The following is a 14,453-nucleotide window of genomic DNA, read 5'->3' as shown; positions in this document are numbered from 1 at the left end:
GCGGTACTGCTCCAGAATGCCAGTTCACACTCCAATTTAACTATTCAACTTAGCTATCCAATTTCACAATCCATAGCCCAAAATCCTAGCTCGCTTCTCTATCTCACGATCCTAGCTCACTATCCTAATCAACGATCCTAGCTCAGCATCCTAAAAGCAAAACGCTCCACAGAGACTGCGGAGCGTTGTATTCAGGCATTACAACAGCAGATTAATGCGTGTGTTAGCTTTTCATGTCCTTTTCCATATCTTCGTAGGAAGTATGGCGAACGTCTTTGCCTTTCACGTAGTAGATGATGTATTCACAGATATTTTTACAACGGTCGCCAACACGCTCAACCGCACGCGCCGCCCACAGTACGTCTAAGACGTCTGGGATAGAACGCGGATCTTCCATCATATAAGTCATTAACTGGCGGATAATGCCTTCGTATTCACGGTCAAGCTTAGCATCTTCTTTGTGCAGCTCTAACGCAGTATCGGCATCCATACGGGCCAAAGCATCTAAGGTCGCGTGCAACATACGGGTCGCGTGACGGCCCATATTTTCAATGCTAACCAGTAAAGGTTGTTGATTATTCAAACGCTTATCTAACGCTGCTTTAGCGATACGCACGCAGGCATCACCAATACGCTCAAGATCGGCGATGGTTTTTGAGATGGCGATAATCAGGCGTAAATCGCTGGCCGCAGGTTGACGCTTGGCGATAATGCGCGTGCACTCTTCGTCGATAGACACTTCCATGCCATTGACCTTGTGATCGCCCTCGATAACACGCTGGGCGAGTTCCGCATCCAGTGCACTGAGTGCGTCAATGGCTTGCTCGAGCTGACGTTCAACCAAGCCACCCATAGCGAGTACGCGGTTACGGATATCATCCAGCTCAGCGGTAAACTGTCCTGAGATGTGCTTACTTAAATTCATGTTTTCCATTTAGCCAACCTTTTACTTAACTGTTTACCAAGCATGCTCAAAGCCTGCGGTTGCGGCTTTATCCGATAGCGACCGAGCTGATTAACCGTAACGTCCTGTGATGTAATCTTCGGTCTTACGTTTTTTCGGCGTGGTGAAAATCGTATTGGTATCAGCGTATTCAATCAATTCACCCATATACATAAAGGCCGTTTGATCCGATACCCGCGCCGCCTGTTGCATGTTGTGAGTCACGATAACCACAGTGTATTTAGTCTTAAGCTCGGTGATCAGCTCTTCAATCGTCAATGTCGAAATAGGATCGAGTGCCGATGTGGGTTCATCGAGTAATAACACTTCAGGCTCGATGGCAATGGCACGGGCAATTACCAGACGTTGTTGCTGACCGCCAGATAAACCAAAAGCGTTATCGTGCAATCTGTCTTTCACTTCGTCCCAAATCGCCGCGCCGCGCAGTGAACGCTCGGCCGCTTCGTCGAGTTCACGACGATTATTCAGCCCTTGCAATCTCAAACCATAAACGACGTTTTCATAAATCGACTTAGGAAACGGATTCGGGCGCTGGAACACCATGCCCACGTTACGGCGTAGGGCCGCGACGTCGATTTTCTTGTCGTAAATATTCTGGCCGTGCAGCAAAATTTCACCGTCAATATGGCAGTTATCCACCAAGTCGTTCATGCGGTTAATACAACGCAGCAGCGTCGATTTACCACAACCACTGGGGCCGATAAAGGCGGTCACTTGCTTCTTGGGGATCTTCATCGATACATTAAACAGCGCTTGTTTACTGCCATAGCGCAAGTCTAAGTTACGGATCTCCAACGCGGTGTCGGTCTGGCTTAAGTTCGCTAAATCAAAGTTGTTGGTTTTCATTGCTGTCGAATCTATAGAAATCATATTCAGTCCTAATACTTTCAGGATAATCGCTGATTAGTGCTCAAGCGAACGATATTTTTCACGCAAGTGGTTACGTACGCCAATGGCCGTCAAGTTGAGTGCCACAATCACAGACACCAGCAAGAAGGAAGTCGCATACACCAGAGGACGTGCCGCTTCAACGTTAGGACTCTGGAAGCCCACATCATAAATATGGAACCCTAAGTGCATGAACTTACGTTCTAAATGCACAAACGGGAAGTTAAAGTCCAGTGGTAATGTTGGGGCTAATTTCACTACACCCACCAACATCAGTGGTGCCACTTCACCGGCGGCGCGGGCGACCGCTAGAATCAAACCCGTCATGATAGCTGGGCTCGCCATTGGGATCACAATGCGCCACAGTGTCTCAGCTTTCGTTGCGCCCAGTGCCAAACTACCTTGACGCACCGCACTTGGGATTCGGCTCAAACCTTCTTCGGTCGAAACGATAACCACAGGCAGAGTCAAAATGGCTAAGGTCAATGCCGACCAAATCACCCCTGGCGAACCAAAGGTCGGTGACGGTAATGCTTCAGCGTAAAACAGTTGGTCGATAGAGCCGCCCATCATGTAGACGAAGAAACCTAAACCAAACACGCCATACACAATTGATGGCACACCCGCTAAGTTGATTACCGCAATACGGATCATCTTAGTGATTGGGCCTTTCTTAGCGTATTCATGTAAATAAACCGCCGCGACCACACCAAATGGCGTCACGATAACGGCCATCAACATCACCATAAACACAGTACCGAAAATCGCCGGGAACACGCCGCCCTCAGTGTTGGCTTCACGCGGGTCGTCACTCACAAAACGGCCGATACCGATGAACCATTTACCAATTTTACCAATTAGGCTTAAGTGGTTAACATAAGTCACATCCAGCACTGTATCTAGCTTAAGCTCAACTTCTTCACCGCGCATATCACGCACGATTACTGAATCTCGCGCCGCGTCATCACGCAGGGCAAATAACTCTTTTTCAAGCACTAAGTAATCTTTTTGCAGTTGCGCTCGCTTGGCCACCAAGTCAGCTTTATTGCTGTCGGTCAGTTCGCCATCAAGCTCGTAACGACGCTCCTGTAAACGCAGCTTTTCAATGGCGTAGTTAATCGAGCCAATGTCTTGCTTCTGCAAATCGACCGCTTTGTCCGATAAGGCTACTGCACGGTCGATATGCTCCATTAAAGAAGATTCAATCGCATCGTTGACTAAATCGAGACGCTTGCCATTTTCAATCACTGCGATTGGATAACCGTAGAAGTTACCGTTTTTAGCCCGTTCAATCATGGCGACATCGCTTGGCGTTGAACGGCTCAGAATGTCAGTGCCTAATATCCAGCGGAAATCTAGCCCTACAAATTCGCGGTTACCGGTTTTCACTAAGTAACGGGTCACGAACTCGCCAGGATGTTCCTTAAACACATGGCCCGCAGCAATCAAACGCTCAGTCGGTACTTCTTCCCTATCGTAAACTTCACCAATTAAGGTCGAACGTACACCCGTGTTATCTTCGAGTTCCCACTGGTAAACCGTTGCTGGCCAAAAGTAACTTAAGCCACGCCAAGCGATTAACAGTAATAAGCCTAAGACGGCAATCAAACTGATGCTCACCGCACCGCCCGTCATCCATATCCATGGCGAGCCTGATTTTACCCACTTACCCATTGCACAAACCTCTCAAGGTCACTGGCGAAATAGTATTTAATGTCATTGTCTTATCCCCGTTACAGCGAGCTATAGCGTTCACGTAGACGCTGTCTCACCACTTCTGCAATGGTGTTAAAGAAGAATGTAAAGATGAATAGCACGAACGCCGCGAGGAAGAGCACACGGTAATGCGAACTACCGATAGCCGACTCAGGCATTTCAACCGCAATGTTTGCTGCCAAGGTTCGCATCCCTTCGAACACGCTCCATTCCATAATGGCGGTGTTACCGGTTGCCATCAGTACGATCATGGTCTCGCCCACAGCGCGGCCTAGGCCCATCATGATGGCCGAGAAAATACCCGGACTTGCGGTTAACAACACCACGCGGGTCAGTGTCTGCCAAGGCGTCGCACCTAAGGCTAAGCTGCCGTTCGATAAATGACGTGGCACAGAGAAAATCGCATCTTCCGCGATAGAGAAAATCGTAGGAATAACCGCAAAGCCCATGGCGATACCTACTACCAGCGCGTTACGTTGGTCGAAGGTGATGCCCAGTTCGTTAGTGATAAATTGACGGGTATTACCATCAAACAGTGCCACTTCGATGATAGGGCTGACCGCAAAAGAGAACCAACCCACGAAACAGACCACAGGGATCAACATCAGCTCTTGGTACACTTCGGGTAAACGTTGTTTCCAAGCTGCAGGTAACTTACTCCAGCCATAGGCCGAAGCGAGAATCGAGGTCGGCAACAGGGTCAGTAAAATCAAAATGCCGGGGAGATGTTCTTCAATCAGCGGCGCTAACCACAGACCCGCCAAGAAACCTAAGATAACCGTCGGTAAGGCTTCCATGATTTCGATGGTCGGTTTAACGAAACCGCGCACCTTAGGCGACATAAAGTAAGCAGTGTAAATCGCACCGGCAATGGCTAAAGGCACGGCAAACAACATGGCATAAAATGCCGCTTTCATCGTACCGTAGGCCAATGGCATTAAGCTCAGCTTAGCTTCGAAATCATCAGACCCCGAAGTCGATTGCCATACGTATTTAGGCTCTGGATAACCCTCATACCATACCTTGTCCCACATGGCGCTCCATGACACTTCTGGGTGGGAGTTTTCCACACTGAAGATATGCAGCTTTTTGTCCGCCTCAACGACTATGCCGTTTGAGCGTGGGGTAAAGCCCATTTTACCGGGGTTTTTAAGGTCGAATTTTTCGTCAAACAGTTCACGATGACTCGTGGTGTAGAGCAATGTCAGCTCGCCCTCAGGGCTCACAGTCGCAAAACTCTTACGGTAGAATTCAGAGGTAATGGACTCAATAGGCGGTAAGTCATCAAACTGGCGGATTTCTTGGTATAAACGCCCTTTGGGACCACTGACTTGGAAGTACTGGGCCACAATACCTGTGTCGTAGCTGACCAGTAACGAACTCGCGCCCGCCAGCAAAGCCACGTTATTCACTTGGGCTTTAGCACGTTCAACATCAATCACCTGCAGCAGATCTAAGCTGTCAGTATCACGGATGTCGTACACGAAGATTTTATTGCCAGTTTGCAACATCAATTGACGTTGATCGGGCGTCATCAGCTCATGGGAGACTTTCTTCGGAGCATCTTGAATCTGTGACGTTGTAGAAACCCACTCCACTTCTTCAGTCATCATGTTCTCTTGCCCTTCGAGGCGAGTCAGGCGCCAAACGCCGCTCTCATCTTGATAGGCAAAGCTCATTTTGTCTGAACTGTAGGTGAAGGTCAGTTTATGAATCGCACTGCCCGTTTCATCGACTGTAATTGGGGTTTCGCCTGCGGGATAACGCAGTTTAGGCGTGATTAAGCGCTTGTTGTTTGGATAACTTAAACCAAACTCTAGGCCAGCCACTAGCACCTGACCATTACTTAATCCCAGCGCAAAACGCTGTTCGCTCGGCACGGCAACGGCGGCACTGGTCACAGTCACGCCCGCTGGCAACGGCGGTGTAAAGCTAGAAAGTAGGCTACCGTCGGCAACGGTATAGAAGTCCACTTGGCCATCAACGGCCACACGGTACATCACCTCATTTTGCTCTTCAGCGCCCACCATTAAAGTAGGTACATCCGCGTGTTGATAGCTCACCGTTTTAACCGGCGTGACATCAGCACTATCGAAAATGGGTTTAATCACATACAACAGATAAAAGAAGATCAACAATAAGGCGACAAACACCATAGTGCCGCCGATAGTAACGCCGATTTGCGCCGCTTTATCCTTAAATGCCCTGCGATTCGAGCGTCCGCCTTTAAGCATACTGTGCGATGCAGGACCAGGTTGAGTGACCTGACTTTCCATTAAGAACCTCTATTATTAATAGCCAGCGAGTTTTTTCGCTAGGATTTGCCGAGTGCTATGCTTACACTGTTTGAACGTAAACTGAGCAATAACAACATCCTTTATTCTAAGTGCGTTGGATTATATGACGCAAAGATGACAGTTGTGTTACACCCCGTTTTAAAACAGGTGCCTTTTACAAAAAATAGGAGTCAGTCACTATGCTACGATATTTGATCACACTACAAGCACCTGATAGAAAAGGATTAGTAGAACAAATCGCCCATGCGGTGAGCCGTCACGGCGGCAACTGGCTCGACTCGGAATTGCGCCATATCGACGGTATCTTTGCCGCTATTCTGTTACTTGAAGTGCCTTCACTGCGTATGGATGAGCTTATTGAGGCGCTGGAGTGCATCGATAGCCTCACCCTCACCTACGCCAAAACCTCGGTCGCGCTTAAACCCATCAAACGCCTAAGCTACAACCTAGTGGCCTATGACAGACCCGGACTCGTGCTCGATATCTCAAATAAGATCAACGCCCTTGGCATCAATATCGAGCAGTTTAGTAGCCAATATGAAACCGCTGGCCACACAGGTATAGCCCTGTTTCGGGCGACTATCGGCCTTGGACTCACAGATCTCGCCCAAGAAGATCAACTAGTAACATCCCTCTATGCCCTGGGTGATGATCTCGTGCTCGATAGATTAAGCCGTTAACCTTTACGACGAGCGAACGCTTTGCACGCCCACACATTTAGATCGTGCATTTACAGGCAGCACTTAAAGCGCTTTTTAAAAAGTGCATAAAATAGAAACGCCGCTAAGCAGATGCCAGCGGCGTTTTTGTTTAAGTCACTTTTTGATGCCGAGATTTGACTAAGTAACGCAGCGGCACTTGGGAGATCAGCATCCCCAGCAACATCAAGCCACAGCCGAATAATGCCCGCACACTCAAACTCTCATCGAGGAAGATAATACCGCCAATGGCCGCAAATACGGTTTCTAAACTGAGGATAATCGCCGCATGGGCAGGATGCGCATTTTTCTGCGCCAACACTTGCAAGGTATAAGCAATCCCTACCGAAATCAGCCCAGCATAGAAGAGTGAACCCCAAGCCGCCAACACGCCATCGAGCGTGGTGACTTCAATTACCGCCGACACCATCAAACTCAGCACGCCGCAGACAAAAAACTGCATCATGGCTAACACCACGGGCGAGATCCGCTTGGCAAAATGATCGACTGCCAAAATGTGCAATGCCCAAAACAAGGCGCCCACCAACTGCAAGGCATCGCCATAACCTATGCTCATGCCATCTTTAACGCTTAAAAAATACAAACCGACCGCGGCAATCGCGCAGCCAAGCCAAGTATTCAAGCCGGTCGTATGTTTTAGCGCTAACCCAAGCACAGGCACTAACACTATATATAGGCCAGTGATAAAGCCCGCGTTCGCCGCCGTGGTGTATTGCAAACCGACCTGTTGAAATGACGCGCCCGCAAACAGTAAAACCCCAACCAGCAAACTGCCGCGCACTAAATCCTTTGGCGCACTCACATGCAGCTTATTTTGCCGACGCAAGTACCACACCAAAGGCACTAAGCTAAACGTCCCCATTAAAAAGCGAATACCATTAAACGCAAAGGGGGAAAGATGTTCCATGCCTAAGGTTTGGGCGACAAATCCAAAGCCCCAAATCGCGGCGGCAAGCAGTAATAACAGGTTGGCAGGCAAGATAAATTCTCAGCGAACAAAAAGATCACAAGATTACCTAGCCGCGTGAGACTTGTCCAAACATGTTGCAACTTTGTAGTTAAGCCCTCTCTTGGAGCGGTTACTTTTTCGCTCGCAACTGCAAGTGTTTAGCTTGACTGAGGATCTCATTTAAAAACACGGAATCCGTTTGTTTTGCCAGTAGCACGGCTTTATCGGAGGCTTTTATCGCCTGCTCAAGCTGCCCATCCAGATCATAGGCGGTCGCTAAACTGTCCCATAACACCTCTGAATTGGGGAACGCGCGCGTCCCCTCTGCGAGAATTTCAACGCCCCAAGCCGTTTTTTGTTCATAAGTCGCTTTGAGCCCATAAACATTATATTGCTGAGCAAAGAGTGGAAATTCATAGCCAAACTCAGCGCTCTTTTGTCGATAGAAGTGTTTTAGGTCCTTGAGTGGCATAACGGCAATTTCAGGCACAGCATTCCAACCGGCAAAAAGGGTCTTTAACGCCTCAATATTGCCAACAAGCGGTGTACTGTCGTGGGTTTCATCGGGGAAATGTTTGTAAAACCAATACAGTTGCTTTGATGCGTTACCCGTTGAGTTTGCACCTAAGCCGTCTTGCAACTGCTTAATTTGCGCCGCAAACGCGCTTGCCATTTCATTGGGTTCACTTGCCATACTCAAAAACCAGCGCAGTGGTTTTGCACGCTTAGCTGGTAATAACTCTGCCGACTTAAGCACTAGCCAATTACTGTCCCACCATAAACTGGGACTGATTGAAATCACCGCATCAAATTGGCTATTAGGCGTCATAGCCACATAACTGCTAAACAGCCCAGCGAAGGAGTGACCCGTGAGTATTTGATAATCCGAGGTGCGGTATTTTTTGCCTAATGTACTGAGTAGCTCTTGCTCTAAAAATTGCCTGAACTGTTCAGCACCACCGGAGCTGTCTTTAAATTTATCGATTTGAGTCGGCGTAAAATACTTCATCCGTTGATCCGAACTCACGCCAACGGTGATCATTTCCGGAATAATGGCATAAGTACTTAAAAAACCGACATTCGCCGCCACATGCTCAAATTGGGTAGAGCCATCTAATACGATTAATACCGGATAGTTAAAGTCGTTGGAATGCGCATAGGTATCTGGCAAATGGATTTGTAAGCTTATGTCATCATTCAAGATTTCTGAATGAATTACCGTCTTATCCGTCTGTGCGAAGACCGCCGTTGAAAAGAAAAACATCAGCACTAAAACCAACCGCATAAGTACACCTCCATTTGTAATGCTGGGTAACTTACTGGTTTTCATCATAAGACTCAAATCATTACCCTCAAAAAAGTCTGATTAAGATGATGGAGTTGAGTACAGTTTACAAAAACTCACTCAATCAGCTCATTCAATCGACTAATTCAATCGACTCAGGTCATTAACGCCATTAATCGGCTCGCTTATCGACTGACTTATCGATTCGCTTATCGATTCACTTATCGCCTTACTTATCGAAAAATCCTATCTAAACTGGCTTGGATAATCTTGTATACTGACGGCCACGCAATGACGATATAACGAAAGTGTGCACTAGACCGCATGATGAGCGACTAAGCTGCACCAGAACGCAACACATTAGGATTACCATGTTAGGAACGCTAAAGAAGATGCGCGTACAGTTAGATGACGCGCAACAAGTGCAATATCAACTCGTTGTCGGTGATGAGTTACTCCCGCTCAATCCATTGATAGGCAAGCAATTAACCTTGACCCACACGGGCAATATCTTCTGCTGCAACTGCGGTAAAAAGAGCAAGAAGAGTTACTCGCAGGGCCACTGTTTTGTCTGTATGCAAAAGCTGGCGAGTTGCGATATGTGCATCATGAAGCCGGAAACTTGTCATTACGACCAAGGCACTTGCCGCGAACCCGAGTGGGCCCAGAGCCACTGTTTTGTGCCGCATTATGTGTATTTGGCCAATACATCGGGCATTAAAGTCGGCATTACCCGCCACACGCAACTGCCCACCCGTTGGATTGACCAAGGTGCCACCCAAGGTTTGCCGATTTTTAAAGTGTCAACAAGACAACTCTCAGGTCTGGTCGAAGTAGAATTGGCGAAACTGGTCAACGATAAAACCCATTGGCAAGCCATGTTAAAGGGCCACGCCGACGATATCGATTTGAATGCGAAAGCCGCAGAACTGATCCCGCAAATTGAGGCTAAGCTGCACGAAATCGGTATGCAGAAAGGCGATTACAGTATCGAGCGTTTAGATGAAACGATTCAGCCGATTCATTATCCCATCGACACCTTTCCGAAGAAGATCACTTCCCACAACTTCGATAAAAATGGGGTGGTGAGCGGGATTTTGCAGGGGATTAAAGGTCAGTATTTAATGTTTGATACCGGCGTGATTAATATTCGTAAGTTTTCATCCTACGAGATCAGCGTCGAGCACGACTGATAGCCTGAAATCGAAACGGGACTTACCCCGTTAAAATGAAAAAGCGCGGCAGTTTTCACTGTCGCGCCCTTTATTGAGATGGCTGTCACTAAAATACCATGCCTCACCATTCAAAAATGGGAGCTAGCGCCACAAATGTGGGACCGAGCCGCTCAATTAAGCACTAATGCCGTTTACTAATCCCGTTTATCTGACGAATGCTCCTATCAAGATGCTGACTAAGGTGCCACATTAACCGATGGCATGTTAGCCACCATGCTGGCAATTAAACTGTCGAAGTTTTCGGTTAGCTCATCCATCTTTTTAATGTTGCCAAAACCTTGGGCAAGCACACGCCAAATGGGTTCGTCATCGCCGCCCTTTATTTTAGTCGGCTTAAACAGTGCTATCACCACTGTGCCCTTGTCATACTTTTTAGTGTTCACACCGTCGGTCGAAAGCCCAGCAACCAAGCCTGTTACCGCCAGAATTTGCTCATCGCTCATTTCAGTGCCCATGGCGACACCAAACCCGACCTGAAAATCCGCCAGTTGTGGGTCTTCAACCCAGCGATATCCTTTATTTTGCAAGCTTTGCTTTAAGACATCTTGCATGTGCTGTAACACTTGCTGCGGCTCTAAGCGCTTGTCTGTGATAATTTTTTGAAACTTGGGATGCCAAGTGTACGTCATGGCGGTTGGTGGTAATTCACTGAGATCGCCAGACATCACGACTGTGGTTCGCAGCGGCTGCGCCGCGTTATCCGTCACAGTCACGCACCCAGTAAGACCTAAAACGCCCGTGAACAGCAGCACTAACACAGCTAAATACCTATTGAGCACTCGGCTAATATCTAGATTTAGTCCTCGACTTAGGCTTAGATCCTGCCTTCGACTTAGGCCCCGATTAAGCTCTCCACTTCGCTCTCGATGTAACGTGTTATGCAGCGAATTAATCATGCACTGTTCCCTCATTTTATAAAATTCTGTCTAAGGATAGTCGCTATTGCTAAAACTGAAAGTTGATATGCATCATAGTGTTAAATCAGCATACTCCAATATAGATTGATGTTCTCGCCATCACTGGGAAATTACCAGCCTGCGCTAATACTCTCCATTCAATATTGAGCCTGTTAGTGCTTCAACCTATTTTGTTATTCTTTTCGTTTATAAACTCGCTATGCCGTATAGGCGCGGCAATATTTAACCGCTAGAATGCCTCGCCTGCGCTGCAATCAAACGCCGCAAAAACCCTGCTAGCCACACAGTATTGCGCAGGCAGATGATGCGACGGCCGCAGCCGAAATATCGCCATTAATCACAATGCCATACAACGAAAATGAAAGGTGTGAGATCTATCTATGGAGTTAATACTCGCTATCGCGCTATTCGCCTTCTCATCGGGGATCACCCCAGGGCCGAACAATATAATGCTGATGACCTCAGGGGTTAACTTTGGCGTAAAACGCAGTATTCCGCACCTGATGGGAATAAGCCTTGGCTTCCCAACCATGATCCTCGCGATCGGCTTGGGCTTAAGCGCGCTCTTCCAAAGCTATCCTATCATCCATCAAGTGATTAAAGTCGTCGGTATAGGTTACCTTTTGTATCTGTCTTGGCTAATCGCCAACAGCAGTAGCAAGATGGAAGGCAAAGCCATTGCCAAACCCTTTAGTTTTATTCAAGCCGCAGCGTTTCAATGGGTGAATCCTAAGGGCTGGATCATGGCGGTGGGCGCAATTGCAACATTCACGTCAGTGCAGCAAGATTTAACTCCGCAAGTGATTACTATCGCAACGGTATTTTTATGTGTCGCCTTCCCCTGCGCCATTGTTTGGCTCGGTTTTGGCGTGGCCCTTAAGCGCATTTTAAAAAATGAGCGCCAACAGAAGATCTTCAATATCACTATGGCAGTCTTGCTTGTGGCGTCTATCATCCCTATGATCGCCCCCTAATTTTTGTCAGCACGAGCCACGACCACCATGAACGAAATCGACATGATCATTGAACAAACCGACAACTGGGTCAAAAAAGTGATCATGAAATACAATATTTGCCCCTTCGCCAGACAAGAAGTCGAACGCGGCAGTATTCGGTATCTAGTGGTGGAACAAACCAAAGTCAAACAAGTGCTTAAGGTATTGATTGAAGAGTGCCAATACCTCGACGCACACCCCGAAGCCGAAACCACGCTGTTTATTCTGCCCCGAGGTTTTGAGGGCTTTTATGCCTATCTTGACCTCGTCGACATGGCAACCGATACGCTTATCGAACACGAGTACGAAGGCACATATCAACTCGCCACCTTCCACCCAGACTATTGTTTCGATGGCGAACCACAGGACGGGGCAGCCAACTTCACCAACCGCGCGCCCTATCCAACCCTGCACATCATCCGCGAAGCCAGCATGGAGTTAGCCCTTGCTAACTACAACGATCCCGAAACCATCCCAGAACGTAATATTGCCTTTTGCGAACGCAAAGGCAGCGACTTTTTCGTTAAGTTGTTAGCAGAGTGCATGGGGAAATAGCTTGAGCGCCTCAGAAATAACTGAGAGAGATGGTAAATATAAGAAGTTGTAGAGTAATCACTTAACCTTGGTATCCAAAAATTAAGCACTGTCACTCCAGTGACACGCCGTAAACTCGTCCCTGAGGGCTCGACGACGACATCTGCTGTACATGGAAGTGCGAATGCCGCGATCACATGGTCAATTATGTTCCCGACATAATACTGTAGTGGTCAACTAAAACCGTGGCCAGTTTTAGTTGACCACTACATACATCGAGTTCAGGTAAACAAGTTTCAGTTGTCAGTCAGAGCAAAGATGTAACCCTGTTAGCCAAATTTTACAAAAGTTTGCCTGTCAACTCTTTTGCTTTCATCTATAGCCAATTACAACTTTCTCCATGTTCGCTGCAGTTTCATTCACCTCAACCAAGACGTTAAGAGCCGTCGCATCGACAACAATACGCCTTGTTAGTCTACGACTGGGGGAAGGTATAATTACCTTGCAAAAAGCGACGCCAAGGATAGTTGATTTAAATCTCCATAAATTAAATATTACTTATAAATCCTACTTTGACGCTAGCCCGTAATTCGATAACATAACTTTCAAATATATTTAAATGGCCTACACCTTATAGAATTTACCATGACTCTTCAGGATCAAGATCCCCAGAGCTAGAATTGACTTTGCTTTTATGTTGTTTAGTTGAGATTTCCTGAATAAGATCGGATAGTTCAGGCGTCCAAGCTCTAATGACACCAATAGTTTCCCCACCATACTTATTCATAAGCGACCATTTCTTGATTACGGTCGAGCCGGAAACTTTTGCGCTAGCTGTAATTTTGAGCTTACTTGCGTATTCGTCAATTAATGTAGATTTTTCTTGTTCGGTTTGGTTCTTGCAGTCAGTTTCAATATATCGGTGGATATATTCACCTGCGATTAGCTCTGATTGCTGAGATAATTTACCACTTAGAAATTCAGTGATTAGTTGCGAAGCTTGCATATCGGCTTTTTTGAACGCTGCATCTCTTGAACGCTCGCTTTGTCGTGAATCATTACCTTGATAGGCGCTGTTCCATTGGGCGTATGCGAGAATTACGGGCCTATTTTGCTCATCAAACACTAAGCGAGGTCCGAAATTTGCTATTAGCTCTGACTCCGGAAGGTTGACGTAGGTGCTGACAGGTTTCCCAGGTTTTTTACCTCGTAATGACGGTGTTTTTCCCACACGTATATCGTTTGCGACATCAACAAGCTCCGGTGCATGAACCATGACAACACCAACTTTGGGAGTCCCTTTCGTATCAATGGCATAGAACGATTTAACGGGTAGTATACCGACAATCTCGCCATTTGCTCTGCGACTAATTGTCTCAATACTTTTATCGATGAACAAATCCTTACGTGCAGTCTCTGGCGTTGATTTAAATGCTACGGGGTCTACACCATTATCCTCAAGCGCTTTATCTAATTCACTCTCGGCTAATGCGATAATTTTGTCATAAATCGACTCTAGTTTAGACTTCTCGCACATCTCAGGGTTAAACGTGTCCCGGTCACTATTTCCATTTTCGTATAGCTCCGCATATGTCTTACTAGTTTCTCTTCCAAATCTGTCAAAAATAAATTCTGCACGAGCGTTATTAAATGCTTTGTCGAACGCAATCTGCAACGCTTTAGGGAAGTCAGGGCTTTCAGGACTAACAGAGACAGTCTGAGTTGCCGAATAATAAGTTTTACCAGTTGCGGATGGTAAACCTGGTGATGCTTTTATCGAGCGAAAGTACGCTGAAATCTGCTCATCTAGAACTGAGCCAACAGATTTAAATGGTTCGACGTCTTTATCATAAGCTTCTACATTTACTGCAGTTTCTTCCGAAGCATGTGAGGTAAATGGATGTAGTGTTATAAAAATTGTGGCAAATGCCAAAGCAATATTTGTCAGTTTCAT

General features: G+C 46.9%; 12 protein-coding genes. 4 read left to right on the top strand and 8 right to left on the bottom strand.

The window, feature by feature from the left end:
- Positions 1 to 223 precede the first annotated feature (223 nt).
- From phoU to AC5YB3_RS19295, 4 genes are all read right to left on the bottom strand, one after another.
- Complete coding sequence (gene phoU, locus AC5YB3_RS19310) at positions 224 to 934, bottom strand: phosphate signaling complex protein PhoU (protein ID WP_011846414.1); 711 nt, start codon at positions 932 to 934, stop codon at positions 224 to 226.
- Between the two features lie 81 nt (positions 935 to 1,015).
- Positions 1,016 to 1,834 carry a phosphate ABC transporter ATP-binding protein PstB gene (gene pstB / locus AC5YB3_RS19305; RefSeq protein WP_006081067.1) on the bottom strand — a complete coding sequence of 273 codons (819 nt, stop codon included), beginning with the start codon at positions 1,832 to 1,834 and terminating at the stop codon, positions 1,016 to 1,018.
- A 33-nt stretch (positions 1,835 to 1,867) separates the two neighbouring features.
- Positions 1,868 to 3,526 (bottom strand): phosphate ABC transporter permease PstA, encoded by a 1,659-nt coding sequence (gene pstA / locus AC5YB3_RS19300; protein ID WP_107947003.1) that lies wholly within the window; start codon positions 3,524 to 3,526, stop codon positions 1,868 to 1,870.
- 59 nt (positions 3,527 to 3,585) lie between these two features.
- A complete protein-coding gene (locus AC5YB3_RS19295) occupies positions 3,586 to 5,844 on the bottom strand; it encodes an ABC transporter permease subunit (RefSeq protein WP_494525968.1) in 2,259 nt (752 codons plus the stop codon).
- A gap of 200 nt (positions 5,845 to 6,044) precedes the next feature.
- Here AC5YB3_RS19295 and AC5YB3_RS19290 point away from each other — a divergent pair, with 200 nt between their 5' ends.
- Positions 6,045 to 6,545, top strand: coding sequence for a glycine cleavage system transcriptional repressor (locus AC5YB3_RS19290; RefSeq protein ID WP_259520947.1), 501 nt, complete (start codon positions 6,045 to 6,047; stop codon positions 6,543 to 6,545).
- Positions 6,546 to 6,675: 130 nt separating this feature from the next.
- On the opposite strand, the gene AC5YB3_RS19285 is transcribed toward AC5YB3_RS19290, so the two are convergent.
- The gene (locus AC5YB3_RS19285; protein WP_259215542.1) at positions 6,676 to 7,563 is read right to left on the bottom strand and encodes a DMT family transporter; all 888 of its coding nucleotides are present in this window, start codon (positions 7,561 to 7,563) and stop codon (positions 6,676 to 6,678) included.
- 100 nt (positions 7,564 to 7,663) lie between these two features.
- Complete coding sequence (locus AC5YB3_RS19280) at positions 7,664 to 8,818, bottom strand: alpha/beta hydrolase (protein ID WP_494525967.1); 1,155 nt, start codon at positions 8,816 to 8,818, stop codon at positions 7,664 to 7,666.
- 371 nt (positions 8,819 to 9,189) lie between these two features.
- Here AC5YB3_RS19280 and AC5YB3_RS19275 point away from each other — a divergent pair, with 371 nt between their 5' ends.
- Entirely contained in the window at positions 9,190 to 10,011 is an 822-nt protein-coding gene (locus tag AC5YB3_RS19275; protein WP_259520950.1) for a DUF2797 domain-containing protein, read from the top strand.
- A gap of 218 nt (positions 10,012 to 10,229) precedes the next feature.
- Here AC5YB3_RS19275 and AC5YB3_RS19270 read toward each other — a convergent pair whose 3' ends face one another.
- The gene (locus AC5YB3_RS19270) at positions 10,230 to 10,949 is read right to left on the bottom strand and encodes a DUF4136 domain-containing protein (protein WP_494525966.1); all 720 of its coding nucleotides are present in this window, start codon (positions 10,947 to 10,949) and stop codon (positions 10,230 to 10,232) included.
- 401 nt (positions 10,950 to 11,350) lie between these two features.
- On the opposite strand from AC5YB3_RS19270, the gene AC5YB3_RS19265 reads away from it, so the two are divergent.
- Both AC5YB3_RS19265 and AC5YB3_RS19260 read left to right on the top strand, forming a co-directional pair.
- Positions 11,351 to 11,944 carry a LysE family translocator gene (locus AC5YB3_RS19265; RefSeq protein ID WP_115335073.1) on the top strand — a complete coding sequence of 198 codons (594 nt, stop codon included), beginning with the start codon at positions 11,351 to 11,353 and terminating at the stop codon, positions 11,942 to 11,944.
- A gap of 27 nt (positions 11,945 to 11,971) precedes the next feature.
- On the top strand, positions 11,972 to 12,520 hold the full coding sequence (locus tag AC5YB3_RS19260) for a DUF1415 domain-containing protein (protein WP_494525965.1): 549 nt from the start codon (positions 11,972 to 11,974) through the stop codon (positions 12,518 to 12,520).
- 619 nt (positions 12,521 to 13,139) lie between these two features.
- Here AC5YB3_RS19260 and AC5YB3_RS19255 read toward each other — a convergent pair.
- Positions 13,140 to 14,453 carry a DUF6844 domain-containing protein gene (locus tag AC5YB3_RS19255; protein WP_494525964.1) on the bottom strand — a complete coding sequence of 438 codons (1,314 nt, stop codon included), beginning with the start codon at positions 14,451 to 14,453 and terminating at the stop codon, positions 13,140 to 13,142.

This window comes from Shewanella sp. 1311 (genome assembly GCF_059338235.1).
This window is presented reverse-complemented; position numbering and strand designations above follow the sequence as displayed.

What these genes read in the sequence shown, in the direction of transcription:
- phoU (WP_011846414.1), bottom strand. Translation starts at nt 934, where the DNA reads ATGGAAAACATGAATTTAAGTAAGCACATCTCAGGACAGTTTACCGCT.
- AC5YB3_RS19260 (WP_494525965.1), top strand. Translation starts at nt 11,972, where the DNA reads ATGAACGAAATCGACATGATCATTGAACAAACCGACAACTGGGTCAAA.
- AC5YB3_RS19265 (WP_115335073.1), top strand. Translation starts at nt 11,351, where the DNA reads ATGGAGTTAATACTCGCTATCGCGCTATTCGCCTTCTCATCGGGGATC.
- AC5YB3_RS19290 (WP_259520947.1), top strand. Translation starts at nt 6,045, where the DNA reads ATGCTACGATATTTGATCACACTACAAGCACCTGATAGAAAAGGATTA.
- AC5YB3_RS19280 (WP_494525967.1), bottom strand. Translation starts at nt 8,818, where the DNA reads ATGCGGTTGGTTTTAGTGCTGATGTTTTTCTTTTCAACGGCGGTCTTC.
- AC5YB3_RS19275 (WP_259520950.1), top strand. Translation starts at nt 9,190, where the DNA reads ATGTTAGGAACGCTAAAGAAGATGCGCGTACAGTTAGATGACGCGCAA.
- AC5YB3_RS19295 (WP_494525968.1), bottom strand. Translation starts at nt 5,844, where the DNA reads ATGGAAAGTCAGGTCACTCAACCTGGTCCTGCATCGCACAGTATGCTT.
- AC5YB3_RS19270 (WP_494525966.1), bottom strand. Translation starts at nt 10,949, where the DNA reads ATGATTAATTCGCTGCATAACACGTTACATCGAGAGCGAAGTGGAGAG.
- pstA (WP_107947003.1), bottom strand. Translation starts at nt 3,526, where the DNA reads ATGGGTAAGTGGGTAAAATCAGGCTCGCCATGGATATGGATGACGGGC.
- pstB (WP_006081067.1), bottom strand. Translation starts at nt 1,834, where the DNA reads ATGATTTCTATAGATTCGACAGCAATGAAAACCAACAACTTTGATTTA.
- AC5YB3_RS19255 (WP_494525964.1), bottom strand. Translation starts at nt 14,453, where the DNA reads ATGAAACTGACAAATATTGCTTTGGCATTTGCCACAATTTTTATAACA.